Here is a 15,339-nt window from a genome sequence, read left to right on the forward strand (position 1 = left end):
CCCCTTAAGATTCAAAATGATATGTCCAATAAGGTTCAACATCTAAGAAACTTTGTGTTTCTCCACCAACTTCAGGACTAGCAAGTTGTTGTAAGAAAGGACCGGTTTGAGATGCATGGGCCTCAAACGCTTTCATTTTCAGTTCTTTATATTGGCTAATATCATTTAAAATATCTGGTTCACCTAATACTTCAGGTGCATCATTACTAAATGCCACAAGTTGTAATCTTGGACGTTGTTCTTTTGGCATACGTTCAACAGTTCTAACTACTGCTTCGGCTGTAGCTTCATGATCTGGATGGACTGCAAATTTTGGATAGAAAGAAATAATAACTGAAGGATTTGTTTCTTCAATTAAATTCTTCACCATAGCGTCCATTTGATCATGGGGCTCAAACTCTACGGTTTTATCTCGTAATCCCATTTTGCGTAAATCAGTAATACCAATTACCTTCATCGCTTCTTCAAGTTCACGTTCGCGAATATCAGGTAACGATTCTCTTGTCGCAAAAGGGGGATTTCCCAAATTACGTCCCATTTGACCTAATGTTAAGCAGGCGTAAGTGACTGGGACGCCATTATCGATATAGCTTGCAATCGTGCCAGCTGATGAGAAGGTCTCATCATCAGGGTGTGGAAATATCATTAACACGTGTCTTTCATCTTTCATGAATAAGCCTCCTCTATACTGTAAATGGCTTTTCACTAATTTCGAGTGTAGCAGCCAATTGTCCTTCGTAGTTAAATCCTGCAATTAAGAACTCATTATCATCATTTATTTCATAATGAGTTAATCCTTGAACATAGACCCAACCGCCATCGCGAAGTTTTAGACCAACTCGATAGGGATCTTTGTCTTCGCCTTTAAGTTGCGCATGTTCATATGTTACTTGTATATTTCTTAAAAATGTTCCCGCATTAAAGACACGTTGATCGAAATGGTTAGCATATGCACCATTAGTCGTTTCAACGTGTAAGAATACAGGTTTATTTTCGAATGATGTTAATAATCGTTGTACTTCTTCAGCGTTAATGAGTTCCAACACTTTCACTCCTTGCAACCATTCAATGTGTTTATCTATTTATTTTACTAAAAAGAATGGATGAATTGTATATCTCTGCTCAATTTATTTATAAAAAATTGTATTTTTAGTCAAAATAAGATGATTTGCTTTAATAATATGAAGAAAAACGAAACGATATGAACTTAAAAAAGCGGTATCGTTTAAAATGTGGCCAAATGGGTACACTATGAAATGTGAAAGAAAAAAACTAGAGTGTTGAGGTTGAGTAGCGTTAATTATTTTTTCTAGAGTAAATAATTAATAGCCAATCTTTCAACTCATCGAAAGGATGTTTGCATTGGAATTACAATTAGCAATCGATTTATTAAATAAAGAAGAAGCAGCAGAATTAGCTAAAAAAGTTGAGGAATATGTAGATATCGTAGAAATCGGTACACCTATCGTTATTAATGAAGGTTTACCATCAGTACAACACTTAAATGAAAATATTAATAATGCAAAAGTATTAGCAGACCTTAAAATTATGGACGCAGCAGACTATGAAGTTAGCCAAGCAATTAAATTTGGCGCAGATGTCGTTACTATTTTAGGTGTAGCAGAAGATGCTTCAATTAAAGCAGCAGTTGAAGAAGCACATAAACATGATAAACAATTATTAGTAGATATGATCGCAGTTCAAGATTTAGAACAACGTGCGAAAGAATTAGATGAAATGGGCGCTGACTATATTGCAGTGCATACTGGTTATGACTTACAAGCAGAAGGTCAATCACCATTAGATAGTTTACGTACTGTAAAATCTGTAATTAAAAATTCTAAAGTAGCTGTAGCTGGTGGTATTAAACCAGACACTATTAAAGACATTGTGGCAGAAGGCCCAGACTTAGTTATTGTCGGTGGCGGTATTGCCAATGCTGATGACCCTGTAGAAGCAGCTAAACAATGTCGTGAAGCGATTGAAGGTAAATAATGATGTCTCAATTTACAAATTATCGTCTGATTCTTGATGAATTAGATCGTACATTATCTCATGTTCAAGACGAACAATATGATCGTTTTGCCAATGATATTAATGGCGCACAAAGAATATTTACGGCTGGTAAAGGCCGTTCAGGGTTTATAGCGAACAGTTTCGCTATGCGTCTTAATCAATTAGGTAAAGAAGCGTTTGTAGTAGGTGAATCTACTACACCTTCTATTAAAGAACATGATTTGTTCATTATTTTATCTGGTTCCGGTTCAACAGAACACTTACGTTTGTTAGCAGATAAAGCGCAATCTGTTGGAGCAAAAGTGGTACTATTAACGACAAAATCTGATTCTCCAATTGGCGAATTAGCAGAAACTATCATTGAGCTTCCAGCTGGAACAAAACATGATGCAGAAGGGTCAGAACAACCCTTAGGCAGTTTATTCGAACAAGCGTCACTTCTATTTTTAGATAGTGTCGTTCTTGGATTAATGGAAACGTTCAATGTCGACGAAGAAACTATGCAAAGTAATCATGCGAATTTAGAATAAAATATATAGTAAGCAGTCCAGGACAGTAATGTTCTGGACTGTTTTTTTATACTTTCTTTATTACTAGTTGGTCTTCTTGGATTAAGTCTATGAGACTTTTGAAATTTGGCAGTAGTTGTCTGAAATGAAGATACGTTCGAGCCTCACTTTCTTCATTCCTAGTCAACCTTGCCGGGGCGGGACGACGAAATCTTTGAAATTACATTAGATTTCTGTCCCGCTCCCTAAATTTCTGTCATCGCTCCCTATTTTTTTATGTGCGCAAAATTTTATATAATGTTAACATATTATAAAATAAAGTTGACATTAAGAGGGTTAAACTATGTTAGAAATTTTACGTAAACTTCAAGATTATGCGATATCCCAACCTAATTGTATTGCGCTTCAATTTGATGATGAAACATTAACATATAAAGAGTTATACCAAACAGTGATACATACTAAATCTCAGTTTCCTAATCTACAAGAAGGCACACGTGTAGGTTTATTAAGTGATGCACCTATGAGTAATATGATTCATTACTTTGCTATATTAATGAGTCATGGTGTACCTTGTTTTTTAGATGCACAATGGTCGCAAACAACAATTGATAAATTAATTGATACATACCATATTGAGTACGTTATGTCTTCAGATAAAAGATTAGTGCCTATATCTTCACATGAAGTCGGCCCACACATTGATGAGGAACAGTCTCAAATCACACAACTATTACATATTGGATTTACTTCTGGCACCACTGGGTTACCAAAGGCCTATTATCGTAATGAACCCTCATGGCTTGCCTCTTACGCTGAAAATGAAAAACTCTTACACCATAATGAATGTCTACTAATTGCGCCAGGGCCCCTGGCACATTCGTTATCATTATATACTTGCATCTTTGCATTGTATTCGGGCAGAACGTTTGTCGGACAACGTAGTTTTAACGCACGCAAGCTAATGCTTCAATTACAACAACAAACTCAACATTGCGCACTCTTCCTTGTGCCCACGATGTTGTATCAAATTGTTAATTTAGATATGCAATGTGCTTGTCTTACCTCGATATTTAGCAGTGGCGCTAAGCTATCGCCACAATTATTTCAACAAGTGACGCATCAATTTTCAAAAGCCAATATTATTGAATTCTTTGGCACGTCAGAAGCGAGTTTTATTAGCTACAATTTTAATCAAACTGCGCCTACACAATCAGTCGGTTATATTTTTAACAATGTTAAATTACGATTGGAAGAGCAAGATGATAACAATATTGGGTTACTTAAAGTACAAAGTAATATGATTTATTCAGGCTATGTTAACCGTAAAGTTGTGTCACCGAATAGTTGGATTGAGACGGGCGACTTCGCTTACATCAAAGATCATCATCTTTATTTAGTCGGTCGGAAAAGTGAGCGCCTAATTATAGGGGGCAAGAATGTTTATCCGAATGCGATTGAACAACGCGTTAAACAGTTAGATGGCATAGAGGAAGCGGTAGTGATTGGGGAACCGCATCGTCGTTTTGGTGAGATTGCGGTGCTTATCTATATAGGGAATCGCGAACTTGATTATGTAACTTTACGACGTTATTTACAACAAACTTTATCACGGTATGAGGTGCCTTCTAAGCTTGTGAAGGTAAAGACGTTGCCTTATACCAATAGTGGTAAGGTTGCGCGTGGTAGCGTTCGATCACTTTATTTAAAGGGGGCGTTTGAATCGTGAGAGAAGCAGTCATAGTATGGGCTAAGCGGACACCGTTTGGTAAGTATGGTGGGTCGTTAAAACATTTAGAACCTGAGGCGTTAGTTTTACCACTTTTTCAAAAAATAAAAAAAGAATATCCTACGATAATGGATCAAATTGATGATGTGGTGTTAGGTAATATTGTCGGTAATGGTGGGAATATTGCGCGTAAGGCGTTGTTGGAAGCGGGTTTGAGTGATGCAATCCCTGGTGTAACGGTGGATCGTCAATGTGGTTCGGGTTTAGAGAGTATTATTTATGCGTGTCGGATGGTGCAGTGTGGGGCTGGGCGTATCTATATTGCGGGTAGCGTGGAGAGTACGAGTCGTGCACCGTGGAAGATGAAGCGTCCACAATCGGTGTATGAGACACAGTTACCACAGTTTTATGAGCGTGCGTCATTTGCGCCTGAAGGTCAGGATCCGAGTATGATTGAAGCGGCGGAACGTGTAGCGCAGTATTATAATGTATCGCGTGAAGACCAAGATGCGTTTGCGTTACGGAGTCATCAACTGACGTCTCAACATTTTGACAACGGAGATATTAGTCGTGAAATTGAGCCGTTGAAAGTGAAGGGGGAATGGTTTAATAGGGATGAAAGTATTAAACCAACGTTAAATGAAAGACGTTTAAATCGCTTGCGTCCTTTATTACCTGAGGGCACGGTGACGGCTGGTAATTGTTGTATGAAGAATGATGGAGCGGCGCTAGCTTTAATCATGGATAAAGAGATGGCTGAAGCGCTAGGGGTTTCTGAGGGTCTCGTCTTTAAGGATGCAGTTACAACAGGGGTTAATCCTACAGTGTTAGGCATTGGACCGGTGCCGGCTGTTTCTAAATTATTACATAAACAGGGATTAGCGATAGAAGATATCGATGCCGTAGAGTTAAATGAAGCGTTTAGTTCACAAGTATTAGCTTCTATAAATGAGTTGCATCTATGCATGAATCGAGTGAATCGCTGGGGTGGCGCAATTGCGTCTGGACATCCGTATAGTGCAAGTGGTGCAGCTTTGGTCGCGCGTCTGTTTAATATGCATGATTGGAAATTAGGTATTGATACTATGGGTATCGGAGGAGGAATGGGTAATGCGGTTCTCTTTGAAAAGTGGGGACATGGAAGCACAACATGTGAGATTTAGGGACCAAGACGTGCGTAACTATTGTGAAATGATAGGGTACGACTACAATGGCGTGGTTCCAACTTTAATGTGCGCACAACTTTGGCCAAAATTTGAGATGTTTCAATCATTTTTAGGTGAAGAAATTATGTTAGTTCGCACTAAAGTTGAAAAGTATGAAAATTTAGAAAGTAACATACAATATTGTGCATATTTAACGCATAAACGCTCTACTAAGGTAAAGCAATTTGACCAATTTATCTTTGAATTAAAAATAAATAATAATGATAAAACATGTATGATTATCGAACAAACTTTTATAAAAGAGGTATCGTCGTATGACTTTTAATAATGAGTTAATGACACAATATTTAAAGTTAGTAAATGATCATAATCCAATACATACTCACATTGTTCCTGGTCAGCTTATCGTTGAAAAAGCCTTTTTAATATGTAAAGTGAATTGGGAAAAATACAGCATTAAATATCTTCAAACCACTATCGTTGATGAGTTTGTGGAATTTGAAATGGTTTCGGAAAGTAAAATTATAGTAAAAAATGAGAGAAATGAAATAAAAATTACTATTGCAAAAAAAGACTAAATCATTTTTTATTATAGTAATGAATTTTGGAATGAAAAGACTTACAATGTAAGCGCATTCACTAATTATCTTTAAATTCTGTAAAATGAATATTATTGTATTTTTGAATTTAAATTAAATTTAATAAATTTGACAAGATACATTAGGTCTGTATAATTATGTAACATAAATAGAAGGAGTGTTACAGATCATGGACTTTGAAAAAGATAGAATTAACATGGTGGATGCTCAGACAGCAAAGAAAACGGTCTTTGCCACGGGTATTGGTAACGCCATGGAGTGGTTCGACTTTGGTGTGTACGCTTATACAACAGCCTACATTGGCGCAAATTTCTTTTCACCAGTTCAGAATCCTCAAATCCAACAAATATTTACTTTCGCAGCATTAGCGATTGCTTTCCTATTACGACCAATAGGGGGCATAGTATTTGGTATTATTGGCGATAAATTTGGACGTAAAGTTGTATTAACAACCACAATTATTTTAATGGCCTTATCTACATTGACTATCGGGGTTTTACCGAACTATGACATGATAGGTTTATGGGCGCCGGCGCTCTTATTGCTTGCTAGGGTCTTACAAGGTTTCTCAACTGGTGGGGAATATGCAGGTGCAATGACATATATTGCAGAAATATCACCAGATAAAAAACGTAATAGCCTAGGTAGTGGTCTTGAAATAGGTACATTATCAGGTTACATCGCAGCTTCAATTATGATTGCGTTACTAAGTTTCTTCTTAAATGATGCACAAATGGAAGCTTGGGGTTGGAGAATTCCATTTATCTTAGGTTTATTCCTTGGATTATTCGGTCTTTACTTACGTCGTAAACTTGAAGAATCTCCAATTTATGAACAAGATGTAGTAGAATCACCAGCACGTGATAATATTGGTTTCTTTACGATTATTCGTTACTATTTCAAAGACATTCTTGTTTGTTTCGTAGCAGTAGTCTTCTTTAACGTAACGAACTATACAGTAACTGCTTATTTACCAACTTATTTAGGCCAAGTAGTTAAAGTAGATGAAACAACAACAAGTTTATTAATTACATGTGTTATGGCAGTCATGATCCCGTTAGCGTTATTCTTTGGTAAACTTGCAGATAAAATCGGTGAGAAGAAAGTCTTCTTAATCGGTACAGCTGGTTTAACATTATTCAGCATTATAGCATTTAGTTTATTAAATACACATTCACTACCATTTATTATTTTAGGTGTGTTTATCTTAGGTTTCTTCTTATCAACGTATGAAGCGACTATGCCTGGTTCATTACCAACGATGTTCTTTACGCATATTAGATATCGTACATTAGCGGTTACGTTTAATGTCTCTGTATCATTATTTGGTGGTACGACACCGTTAGTGAACTCTTGGTTAGTACATGAAACTGGTAATATTTATGCGCCAGCATATTATTTAACTGCCATTAGTATTATTGGCTTTATTGTGATCGCATTACTTCACGTAAGTACTGCTGGAAAATCACTCAAAGGTTCATACCCTAATGTCGATAATAAACAAGATCTTCAATACTATGAAAAGCATCCTAAAAAAGCATTATGGTGGATTAGAAACAAGAAGAATAAAAAAGCATAAGCTTTAGTAAAAAATATTGGCAATACTAAAGACTTGAAGATGAGATTTCGGATAGAAATCACTCATCTTCAAGTATTTTTTGTATTTTGACTATATGTGGGATTTTATAATCTATATAAGAGTGGGACATTATAAAAAGGGTGTTATGTTTCAATAATGCAAGGCAGATGGTTAAATAAGCAATCCTTAATACATAAAAGTATAGCGTCAATGTTAGTTCGGCTTAAAGTTACTCTCTAAGCTTCCAAAGGGGGACAATCCTTGGCTAACATTGACGCTATTTTTATAAGGTGAGTTAGGAATGATTAATGACTTTTCAAGCTACTTAGTGTTAGGGGGCATAAGCACTTAAAAATCAATTTTTAGGAATAATTCATCTGTTTGAATTCTCAATCTGGAAAACACTTTTTGTACTTCTTGGTGTTAACTTGACTTAATAATACACTTTCATATTATCAAGGTCACTTTCAAGTAGAGAGAGCAATTTATAAATCTGATTTTTATTAAACGTTTCATCGAATTTTACCGTAATCGTCTTGAAAGTTTTAGTGATGATTTCATACATTGGGGTACCGTTTTCTATATTTTGTTTGTAGATAATCATGATGTGTGATTCCTCCTTTGCCTCTCTACACTTAATATAGTAAGGCATTTTCCTAATAAAAACATGAGCCCCAAGTACTAACTTTAAATACGACGAACAACTGATAAATAACTACGACTAAATACCTAGAGATTACAGTTCACCTTTGAATAATTTCACAAAGCGATCTGGGCTGTCTTGACCTAAGCAGATATCTAATATTTCATGAGATTCTTGTTGTTCTTCTTCACTTCTAGGGAACATACGACTTTCATATTCTTTAATAACTTCATCAAAATTATCATAGTTGTTAGCAATGCCTTCAGCTAATTCGGCAGCGTCTAACATCGCTAAGTTAGCACCTTCACCTGATGGCGCCATTAAATGTGCTGCATCTCCAATTAAGGTAACGCCTGATTTATCTTCCCAACGGTGTTTGTCAGGTAAAGCGTTGATTTTTCGTGCTACAATATCTGAATCTGAATCAGTTAATAAGGCTGTGATTTCAGGCGCCCAACCTTCAAATTCAGGTAAAACTGTATTGATAACTTCTTGTTTATTTGAAAAATCCATGCTATTAATCCACTCTAAATCGCAATTCATTTCAATATAAGTATGAATAATATCGTTCGCTTCACGGTGTGCTACAAAGCCTTTATTAGGTGCTAGAGCATACATTGCACCTTTACCAACTGCTTCAGCTGTTTTAGGGTGTTGTTTATCAACATCATATAAGTAAGTTTCAATAAACGTAGTACCTACATAATCAGGTGTCACATCCGTTAATAATTTACGGACTTTAGACCATGCACCGTCTGCCCCGATAAGTTTACTTGTAGTAACAGAACTATCATCTCTAAATACTACTTTATATTGTCCTTTTTCAATTTCTTCAATATGGTCTACTTTTTTATTCCATTCAATTGTCTCTTCTGGTAATGAATCTAATAAAATTTGGCGTAAGTCACCACGTAGAACTTCTGGACGGCCGTTGCTATCATCAGCTGGCACATCAAGTAGTAATTCACCTTGTGAATCTAGAATACGTGCTGCATCCGCACCTTCATGAATAATTGCATGAAATTCATCCATTAGGTTTGCTTTTTCTAACGCTACTTGTCCATTGTATTCGTGAATATCTAATTGACCACCTTGTGTACGTGCCTCAGGGGAAGGGTCAGCTTCGTAAACTTTTGCAGGGATACCATTGACGTATAATACACGAGCTAACGTTAAGCCTCCAATACCGCCACCAATAATAGTGATAGGTTCTTTTACATCTATGTCTTTATTTAATTCAGCCATAATATTAACTCCTTTAATTTGAAAAGTATTAGTGCACTCACAGTTTACGTCATAAAGCATTAATTTAAACATATTTTGCTTTATATAAAGTTAAATTTAAAAAATTGACTAAAATAAAAAGCTTTTAATTCTTACTTAACACTTTGTATGACGAGTGCTAAGAGAATTAAAAGCTAATAGTTAAAATTTATACGAGAAAGTTGTTGTTATTTTAATGTTTATACTTCTGTAACTTCAACCTCAATATGTTCTACACGGTTAAAGGCACCATGATCTACTGGGCCTACGAAGTCGTTCATTTTCCATCCATTTTTAATTGCTGAAGCTACAAAAGCTTTAGCGCTAACTACAGCATCTTTAGGAGATTTACCGTTTGCTAGATAAGCTGTTGTAGCAGCTGCAAATGTACATCCTGCACCGTGGTTATAACTTTGTTGGAACATGTCTGTAGTTAATTGATAGTGTTGATTACCATCATAGTATAAGTCGTATGATTTATCTTGATCTAAGGCTTTGCCACCTTTAATGATAACGTGTTGAGCACCTTGATTGTAAATAATCTCAGCTGCTTTTTTCATGTCGTCGATTGAAGTTAATTTTCCTAAGCCAGAAATTTGGCCGGCTTCGAATAAATTAGGCGTCACAACTGTTGCTTTAGGTAATAAATATTCAATCATTGCGTCAGTATTTCCTGGGTTAAGTACTTCGTCTTCACCTTTACATACCATAACTGGGTCAACTACGAAGTGTTGCGCACCTGATTGCTCAAATGCTTCGCCAGCACGTTTAATAATCTCTTGAGTGCCTAACATACCTGTTTTTACAGCATCTGGTCCAATAGAAATTGCTGTTTCAAGTTGTTTCTCGAATAAGTCCATTGGAAGAGGTGTGACATCGTGAGACCATGTTTCTTTATCCATTGTTACGACAGCAGTTAAAGCGACCATGCCATATGTGTCTAATTCTTGGAATGTTTTAAGGTCTGCTTGCATTCCAGCTCCCGCGCTAGTATCTGATCCTGCAATTGTTAATACTTTTTTTAAAGCCATATCTATTCACTCCCGATAGTTTCTAATCTACGTCCTATCATATCACGTTTTTCTTCACTCTTGCTAGCTACAAGTTATGGGAGAAATCGGTAACTGAAAAGGGGGCGATTATGTTAAAATATGGCATGAGGTGAATGCGATGGAATGGTCAGAAATATTTCATGACATTACAGAACGACACGACTTTAAAGCAATGCATGATTTTCTAGAAAAAGAATATACTACGCAAGTGGTCTATCCAGATAAAGAGAATATCTATCAAGCATTTGATTTAACGCCGTTTGAAAATATTAAAGTAGTTATACTAGGGCAAGATCCTTATCATGGTCCAAATCAAGCCCATGGTTTAGCGTTCTCGGTACAACCGAATGCGAAGTTTCCACCATCATTAAGAAACATGTATCAAGAATTAGAAGATGATATTGGTTGTCATAGAACGTCGCCACATTTACAAGATTGGGCGCGTGAAGGTGTATTATTATTGAATACTGTCTTGACTGTCCGTCAAGGTGAAGCACATTCTCATAAAGATATTGGTTGGGAGACATTCACGGATGAAGTCATTAAAGCGGTCTCAGAGCATCGTGAAGATGTGGTGTTTATACTATGGGGTAAACCTGCACAACAAAAGATTAAATTAATCGATACTTCTAAACATCATATTATTAAATCTCCACATCCAAGCCCATTGTCTGCGTATCGTGGGTTCTTCGGCTCAAAACCGTATTCACGTGCTAATGCGTTTTTAGAATCTAAAGGTAAAACGCCAATACAATGGTGTGAAAGCGGGGAAAGCTAGATGAATAGAGACGATATTATTCGATTAATTGAACAGGAATTAGTACAAGCAGACGAAGCGGTGAATGAACACCAATTTGAAAAACATATGTATACGATTCATACGTTAACATCACTTTACGCTAAAGGGTCATCTAGCAATGCGCAAAGTCATGATTTTACAGATACGGTGACGGCGAACTCATTTTCAAAAAATAAACGTAAAACGACTGATCACGTAGCGCATCAAACGACTACTACTCCTCAAGATAAACCTACAGTGACGGCGCAAGAAATTGAAGCAATGGGTGGTAAAGTACCTCATTCTATGAAATCATCAACTAATGAGAGCTTGCCATCGAATACTATGGTGACAGATGATGAAATTGGTAACGGAGATTCAATATTTGATTTTTAAATTGAAAAAGGAGGTTGAGCAACGATGATGAAAGTATTTATCATTCTAGGGGCATTATGTACGATGATGTCGGTAGGTACAGGTGCATTTGGTGCACATGGTCTTGAAAATAAACTCTCAGACAAGTACATGTCTGTATGGGAAAAAGCGGTAAATTATCAAATGTATCATGGTCTTGGATTGCTTATCATTGGAGTAATTGGTGGTACAACGTCAATTAATGTGAATTGGGCAGGATGGCTTATTTTCTTAGGTGTCGTGTTTTTTAGTGGTTCATTATATATCTTAGCGTTAATGCAAATCCGTATATTAGGAGCAGTGACTCCAATTGGTGGCGTACTCTTTATTGCAGGTTGGTTAATGCTTATCATTTCTACATTTAAATTTGGTGGATAATTAATCATATTCTATTTGAATATTGAATACTGATTTGAGATTAAATAGCTCACCTTCAGGGTATGTAATATACTTGAGGTGAGTTTATTTTATGGGTAAAGAAAAAGAGAATCCGAATATAGATAGAGGGGATTTGAAGAAAAACCTTTCCGAAAAATTTGTATGGGCAATTGCTTATGGCTCATGTATAGGTTGGGGCGCGTTCATCTTACCTGGCGATTGGATTAAACAATCGGGTCCGATTGCTGCATCGATTGGTATTGTTATAGGTGCATTACTAATGATTCTAATCGCGGTAAGTTATGGCGCACTAGTTGAAAAGTTCCCTGTTTCAGGTGGGGCATTTGCATTTAGTTATTTAAGTTTCGGGAGATACGTTAGTTTCTTCTCATCTTGGTTTTTAACGTTTGGTTACGTCTGTGTGGTAGCATTGAACGCCACCGCATTTAGTTTGTTAGTTAAATTCTTATTACCAAATATATTAAATAATGGGCGACTTTACACCGTCGCAGGCTGGGACGTGTACATAACTGAGATTATTATAGCGACAATCTTATTACTTGTATTCATGTTCGTGGCGATTCGTGGCGCAAGCGTTTCTGGTTCATTACAGTATTATTTCTGTGTGGCGATGGTCATTGTGGTTATTTTAATGTTCGTCGGTTCATTCTTTGGTAATAATTTTGATTTTGGTAACTTACAACCATTAGCAAATCCTAAGAGTGGATGGTTTACTTCAATTATTATGATTGTAGCCGTGGCACCGTGGGCTTATGTTGGTTTCGACAATATTCCACAAACTGCTGAAGAATTTAACTTTTCACCAGATAAAACATTTAAATTAATTGTGTATAGTTTATTAGCAGCTTCATTAACTTATGTTGTTATGCTTCTATATACTGGCTGGTTAAGCACAAGCAATGCTAGCTTAAATGGTAATTTATGGGTGACTGGCGCTGAGACACAAACTGCATTTGGCTATGTAGGTTTAGGTGTATTAGCTATCGCGATTATTATGGGAATATTTACAGGTTTAAACGGTTTCCTAATGAGTGCGAGTCGTCTACTATTCTCAATGGGACGTTCTGGCATTATGCCAAAAGCTTTTAGCACATTACACAGTAAATATAAAACGCCTTATGTGGCAATCATCTTCCTAGTAGCAGTAACATTAATTGCGCCTTGGTTAGGCCGTACTGCCTTAACTTGGATTGTAGATATGTCATCAACAGGTGTATCTATTGCCTACTTTGTAACATGTTTATCAGCAGCTAAATTATTTAGTTATAATAAACAAAGTAATACGTATGGGCCAATTTATAAAACATTCGCAATTTTAGGCTCAATCGTGTCATTCATTTTCCTTCTATTATTATTAGTGCCTGGTTCACCAGCAGCACTTTCAACGCCATCTTATATAGCGTTAGGTGGTTGGCTAATTATCGGATTGATTTTCTTTGCGATTCGTTATCCTAAATTGAAGAAAATTGACAGTGATGAATTAAGTCGTTTGATATTAAATCGTTCTGAACATGAAGTTGAAGAAATGATAGAAGATACGAATAAATAGCTGAAAAATAATATAAATATGTAGATATAGTTAAAGCTTCGAATGGATTGTTTAAATTCCATTCGAAGCTTTTATATTTAATATGAAGTTAAATGCGTTTTCTTCTTATATCGAAGCCAGAGATGATAATTTTAGAGATTTGGTCTGCGAATAGTAATCCTAGAGCAATTCCTCCGGCAATAAGTGTCACTTCAAGCATTGTGTTAATTGCTTGTCCAAATTCTAATAAGACAAGGTTCTTTGTCGCATCGAAAGCTAGGCCTCCTGGTACGAGAGGGATAATGCCTGGAACCATAAATATAATAGCGGGTTCTTTCTTTCTGCGAGCCATATAATGACTAATCAGACCTAACGCTAGACTACCAAGAAAGCTTGAATAAATCGTATGAATACTGAAACCATGGTAAAACAGAATATAAACCATCCAACCAAATGCCCCTACAAAACCGCAAGATAAGTATAATCTTCTAGGAGCGTCGAATATTACACAGAAAAAGAATGAAGACATATAACTAAATAATAAATTTAATATCCAAAACATGTGTGTGCACTCCTAAACTAAAATTAATACTGAACCCACGCCAGCACCGATACCAAAAGCAGTTACGAGGGCTTCTAGTGATTTCGTTGTAAACATCAACATATGACCACCGAATAAATCTTGAATGGCATTGGTAATGAGTACTCCGGGTACAATTGGCATTACAGAGGCGATGATAATAGTGGCTAAATCACCGCTAGGAGCAAGTGAATGTCCAAGAACGGAGATGACTCCAATGACTAAGGAACCTATAAACTCCGGTATAAATTGTGCATGTAAACGACGATCTAATATTTCAACCACTAAATAACCTAAACCGCCAGCTAATAAGGCAGTGAAGACATCGATAAGTAGGCCACCTTGTAGATAGAGGAAGCTAATAGCAATAATAGCTGCAGCAATTCCTTTAAAAAGTAAGCTACTATCTCGCTTAGCCACGTAAATATGTTCCAATTCTTTCTTTGCATCTTCGAGTGAAATTGCACCTTTAGTGATAAGGCGAGAAATTTCATTTGCTTGAGAGATTTTAATGAGATTGGTATCACGCGAGTTAATTCTAAAAATTCGTGGATACGATTCATTATGTAATGTAAATTGAATGACTGTATTTGTAACGAAACTATTACTTTCGGAATAGCCTAATTTGCGAGCAATACGTGTCATCGTATCTTCGACTCGGGTGCCTTCCGCCCCTGACTCTAATAAGATACGACCGGCCATCATAACCACGTCTTTGATTAATTTTTCATCTGCATTTTCATTTGTTTTTATATTATCCATTTCATCACCATTTGTTAAGATGTACTCATTATTATAGTGTATGCATATTGAAAATACTACTTGTTATTAATAAAATGTTCGCAATTTGATAAAAAAATTTCATAAAAACAGAATAGTATAATGTTGCAATATATTTAAATTAAAAAGTATAAACAAATTTTCCACATAATGTTTCAAAATATTACAATTTGGTTAAATAATAATTAGTTAACAATTTGTGAATAATATTGGGTAGCGACAATATTTTTACGAATGTTAATGATTCAGAGTAGTAATTAAGTTCTCCCAACACATACTACACGAAGAAGCTAGGGGTTAGGCC

Annotated in this window: 18 protein-coding genes; 11 read left to right on the top strand and 7 right to left on the bottom strand. The window is 36.1% G+C overall.

Annotated features, from left to right (window positions below; translation table 11 throughout):
* Positions 1-4: 4 nt before the first annotated feature.
* Both bshB2 and HS848_RS00295 read right to left on the bottom strand, forming a co-directional pair.
* Positions 5-670, bottom strand: coding sequence for a bacillithiol biosynthesis deacetylase BshB2 (gene bshB2 / locus HS848_RS00290; protein ID WP_198610853.1), 666 nt, complete (start codon positions 668-670; stop codon positions 5-7).
* Positions 671-683: 13 nt separating this feature from the next.
* Positions 684-1,046: a YojF family protein gene (locus tag HS848_RS00295; RefSeq protein ID WP_198610854.1), complete on the bottom strand. Its 363-nt coding sequence runs from the start codon at positions 1,044-1,046 to the stop codon at positions 684-686.
* Between the two features lie 316 nt (positions 1,047-1,362).
* Here HS848_RS00295 and hxlA point away from each other — a divergent pair, with 316 nt between their 5' ends.
* The 7 genes from hxlA to HS848_RS00330 all read left to right on the top strand — a co-directional run bounded on the left by hxlA (position 1,363) and on the right by HS848_RS00330 (position 7,598).
* Entirely contained in the window at positions 1,363-1,995 is a 633-nt protein-coding gene (hxlA, locus tag HS848_RS00300) for a 3-hexulose-6-phosphate synthase (RefSeq protein ID WP_107507214.1), read from the top strand.
* A 2-nt stretch (positions 1,996-1,997) separates the two neighbouring features.
* A complete protein-coding gene (hxlB, locus tag HS848_RS00305) occupies positions 1,998-2,546 on the top strand; it encodes a 6-phospho-3-hexuloisomerase (RefSeq protein WP_107507222.1) in 549 nt (182 codons plus the stop codon).
* Positions 2,547-2,868: 322 nt separating this feature from the next.
* Positions 2,869-4,254, top strand: coding sequence for an AMP-binding protein (locus HS848_RS00310; RefSeq protein WP_198610855.1), 1,386 nt, complete (start codon positions 2,869-2,871; stop codon positions 4,252-4,254).
* Positions 4,251-5,417 carry a thiolase family protein gene (locus HS848_RS00315; RefSeq protein ID WP_198610856.1) on the top strand — a complete coding sequence of 389 codons (1,167 nt, stop codon included), beginning with the start codon at positions 4,251-4,253 and terminating at the stop codon, positions 5,415-5,417. The genes HS848_RS00310 and HS848_RS00315 overlap by 4 nt, the downstream gene beginning before the upstream one ends.
* Positions 5,365-5,745, top strand: a complete 381-nt coding sequence (locus HS848_RS00320) for a protein VraC (RefSeq protein ID WP_198610857.1) — start codon at positions 5,365-5,367, stop codon at positions 5,743-5,745. The genes HS848_RS00315 and HS848_RS00320 overlap by 53 nt, the downstream gene beginning before the upstream one ends.
* Complete coding sequence (locus tag HS848_RS00325) at positions 5,735-5,998, top strand: hypothetical protein (protein WP_198610858.1); 264 nt, start codon at positions 5,735-5,737, stop codon at positions 5,996-5,998. Before HS848_RS00320 ends, HS848_RS00325 begins: the two co-directional genes overlap by 11 nt.
* A 190-nt stretch (positions 5,999-6,188) precedes the next feature.
* Positions 6,189-7,598 (top strand): MFS transporter, encoded by a 1,410-nt coding sequence (locus HS848_RS00330; RefSeq protein ID WP_198610859.1) that lies wholly within the window; start codon positions 6,189-6,191, stop codon positions 7,596-7,598.
* A 433-nt stretch (positions 7,599-8,031) separates the two neighbouring features.
* On the opposite strand, the gene vraX is transcribed toward HS848_RS00330, so the two are convergent.
* From vraX to thiD, 3 genes are all read right to left on the bottom strand, one after another.
* Positions 8,032-8,202 carry a C1q-binding complement inhibitor VraX gene (gene vraX / locus HS848_RS00335; RefSeq protein WP_157947854.1) on the bottom strand — a complete coding sequence of 57 codons (171 nt, stop codon included), beginning with the start codon at positions 8,200-8,202 and terminating at the stop codon, positions 8,032-8,034.
* Between the two features lie 132 nt (positions 8,203-8,334).
* Positions 8,335-9,486 (bottom strand): FAD-dependent oxidoreductase, encoded by a 1,152-nt coding sequence (locus tag HS848_RS00340; protein ID WP_198610860.1) that lies wholly within the window; start codon positions 9,484-9,486, stop codon positions 8,335-8,337.
* 218 nt (positions 9,487-9,704) lie between these two features.
* Positions 9,705-10,535, bottom strand: coding sequence for a bifunctional hydroxymethylpyrimidine kinase/phosphomethylpyrimidine kinase (gene thiD, locus HS848_RS00345; protein ID WP_198610861.1), 831 nt, complete (start codon positions 10,533-10,535; stop codon positions 9,705-9,707).
* A 139-nt stretch (positions 10,536-10,674) separates the two neighbouring features.
* Here thiD and HS848_RS00350 point away from each other — a divergent pair, with 139 nt between their 5' ends.
* From HS848_RS00350 to HS848_RS00365, 4 genes are all read left to right on the top strand, one after another.
* Positions 10,675-11,334, top strand: coding sequence for a uracil-DNA glycosylase (locus HS848_RS00350; protein ID WP_107507207.1), 660 nt, complete (start codon positions 10,675-10,677; stop codon positions 11,332-11,334).
* Positions 11,335-11,730: a DUF5327 family protein gene (locus HS848_RS00355; RefSeq protein ID WP_198610862.1), complete on the top strand. Its 396-nt coding sequence runs from the start codon at positions 11,335-11,337 to the stop codon at positions 11,728-11,730.
* A 27-nt stretch (positions 11,731-11,757) separates the two neighbouring features.
* A complete protein-coding gene (locus tag HS848_RS00360) occupies positions 11,758-12,126 on the top strand; it encodes a DUF423 domain-containing protein (RefSeq protein WP_198611668.1) in 369 nt (122 codons plus the stop codon).
* Between the two features lie 91 nt (positions 12,127-12,217).
* Positions 12,218-13,696 (top strand): APC family permease, encoded by a 1,479-nt coding sequence (locus tag HS848_RS00365; protein ID WP_107507204.1) that lies wholly within the window; start codon positions 12,218-12,220, stop codon positions 13,694-13,696.
* An 88-nt stretch (positions 13,697-13,784) separates the two neighbouring features.
* Here the strand turns inward: HS848_RS00365 and HS848_RS00370 are convergent, their stop codons facing one another.
* Both HS848_RS00370 and HS848_RS00375 read right to left on the bottom strand, forming a co-directional pair.
* Positions 13,785-14,237, bottom strand: a complete 453-nt coding sequence (locus HS848_RS00370) for a threonine/serine exporter family protein (RefSeq protein WP_107507203.1) — start codon at positions 14,235-14,237, stop codon at positions 13,785-13,787.
* 12 nt (positions 14,238-14,249) lie between these two features.
* Positions 14,250-15,017 (bottom strand): threonine/serine exporter family protein, encoded by a 768-nt coding sequence (locus HS848_RS00375; RefSeq protein ID WP_107507202.1) that lies wholly within the window; start codon positions 15,015-15,017, stop codon positions 14,250-14,252.
* Positions 15,018-15,339: the final 322 nt, after the last annotated feature.

The organism is Staphylococcus caledonicus (assembly GCF_016238465.1).
Classification (GTDB): domain Bacteria; phylum Bacillota; class Bacilli; order Staphylococcales; family Staphylococcaceae; genus Staphylococcus; species Staphylococcus caledonicus.

Excerpts from the sequence above, each read along its gene's own strand:
- bshB2 (WP_198610853.1), bottom strand. The coding sequence starts at position 670 with ATGAAAGATGAAAGACACGTGTTAATGATATTTCCACACCCTGATGAT.
- hxlB (WP_107507222.1), top strand. The coding sequence starts at position 1,998 with ATGTCTCAATTTACAAATTATCGTCTGATTCTTGATGAATTAGATCGT.
- HS848_RS00310 (WP_198610855.1), top strand. The coding sequence starts at position 2,869 with ATGTTAGAAATTTTACGTAAACTTCAAGATTATGCGATATCCCAACCT.
- HS848_RS00320 (WP_198610857.1), top strand. The coding sequence starts at position 5,365 with ATGCGGTTCTCTTTGAAAAGTGGGGACATGGAAGCACAACATGTGAGA.
- HS848_RS00325 (WP_198610858.1), top strand. The coding sequence starts at position 5,735 with ATGACTTTTAATAATGAGTTAATGACACAATATTTAAAGTTAGTAAAT.
- HS848_RS00330 (WP_198610859.1), top strand. The coding sequence starts at position 6,189 with ATGGACTTTGAAAAAGATAGAATTAACATGGTGGATGCTCAGACAGCA.
- vraX (WP_157947854.1), bottom strand. The coding sequence starts at position 8,202 with ATGATTATCTACAAACAAAATATAGAAAACGGTACCCCAATGTATGAA.
- HS848_RS00340 (WP_198610860.1), bottom strand. The coding sequence starts at position 9,486 with ATGGCTGAATTAAATAAAGACATAGATGTAAAAGAACCTATCACTATT.
- thiD (WP_198610861.1), bottom strand. The coding sequence starts at position 10,535 with ATGGCTTTAAAAAAAGTATTAACAATTGCAGGATCAGATACTAGCGCG.
- HS848_RS00350 (WP_107507207.1), top strand. The coding sequence starts at position 10,675 with ATGGAATGGTCAGAAATATTTCATGACATTACAGAACGACACGACTTT.
- HS848_RS00355 (WP_198610862.1), top strand. The coding sequence starts at position 11,335 with ATGAATAGAGACGATATTATTCGATTAATTGAACAGGAATTAGTACAA.
- HS848_RS00360 (WP_198611668.1), top strand. The coding sequence starts at position 11,758 with ATGAAAGTATTTATCATTCTAGGGGCATTATGTACGATGATGTCGGTA.
- HS848_RS00365 (WP_107507204.1), top strand. The coding sequence starts at position 12,218 with ATGGGTAAAGAAAAAGAGAATCCGAATATAGATAGAGGGGATTTGAAG.
- HS848_RS00370 (WP_107507203.1), bottom strand. The coding sequence starts at position 14,237 with ATGTTTTGGATATTAAATTTATTATTTAGTTATATGTCTTCATTCTTT.
- HS848_RS00375 (WP_107507202.1), bottom strand. The coding sequence starts at position 15,017 with ATGGATAATATAAAAACAAATGAAAATGCAGATGAAAAATTAATCAAA.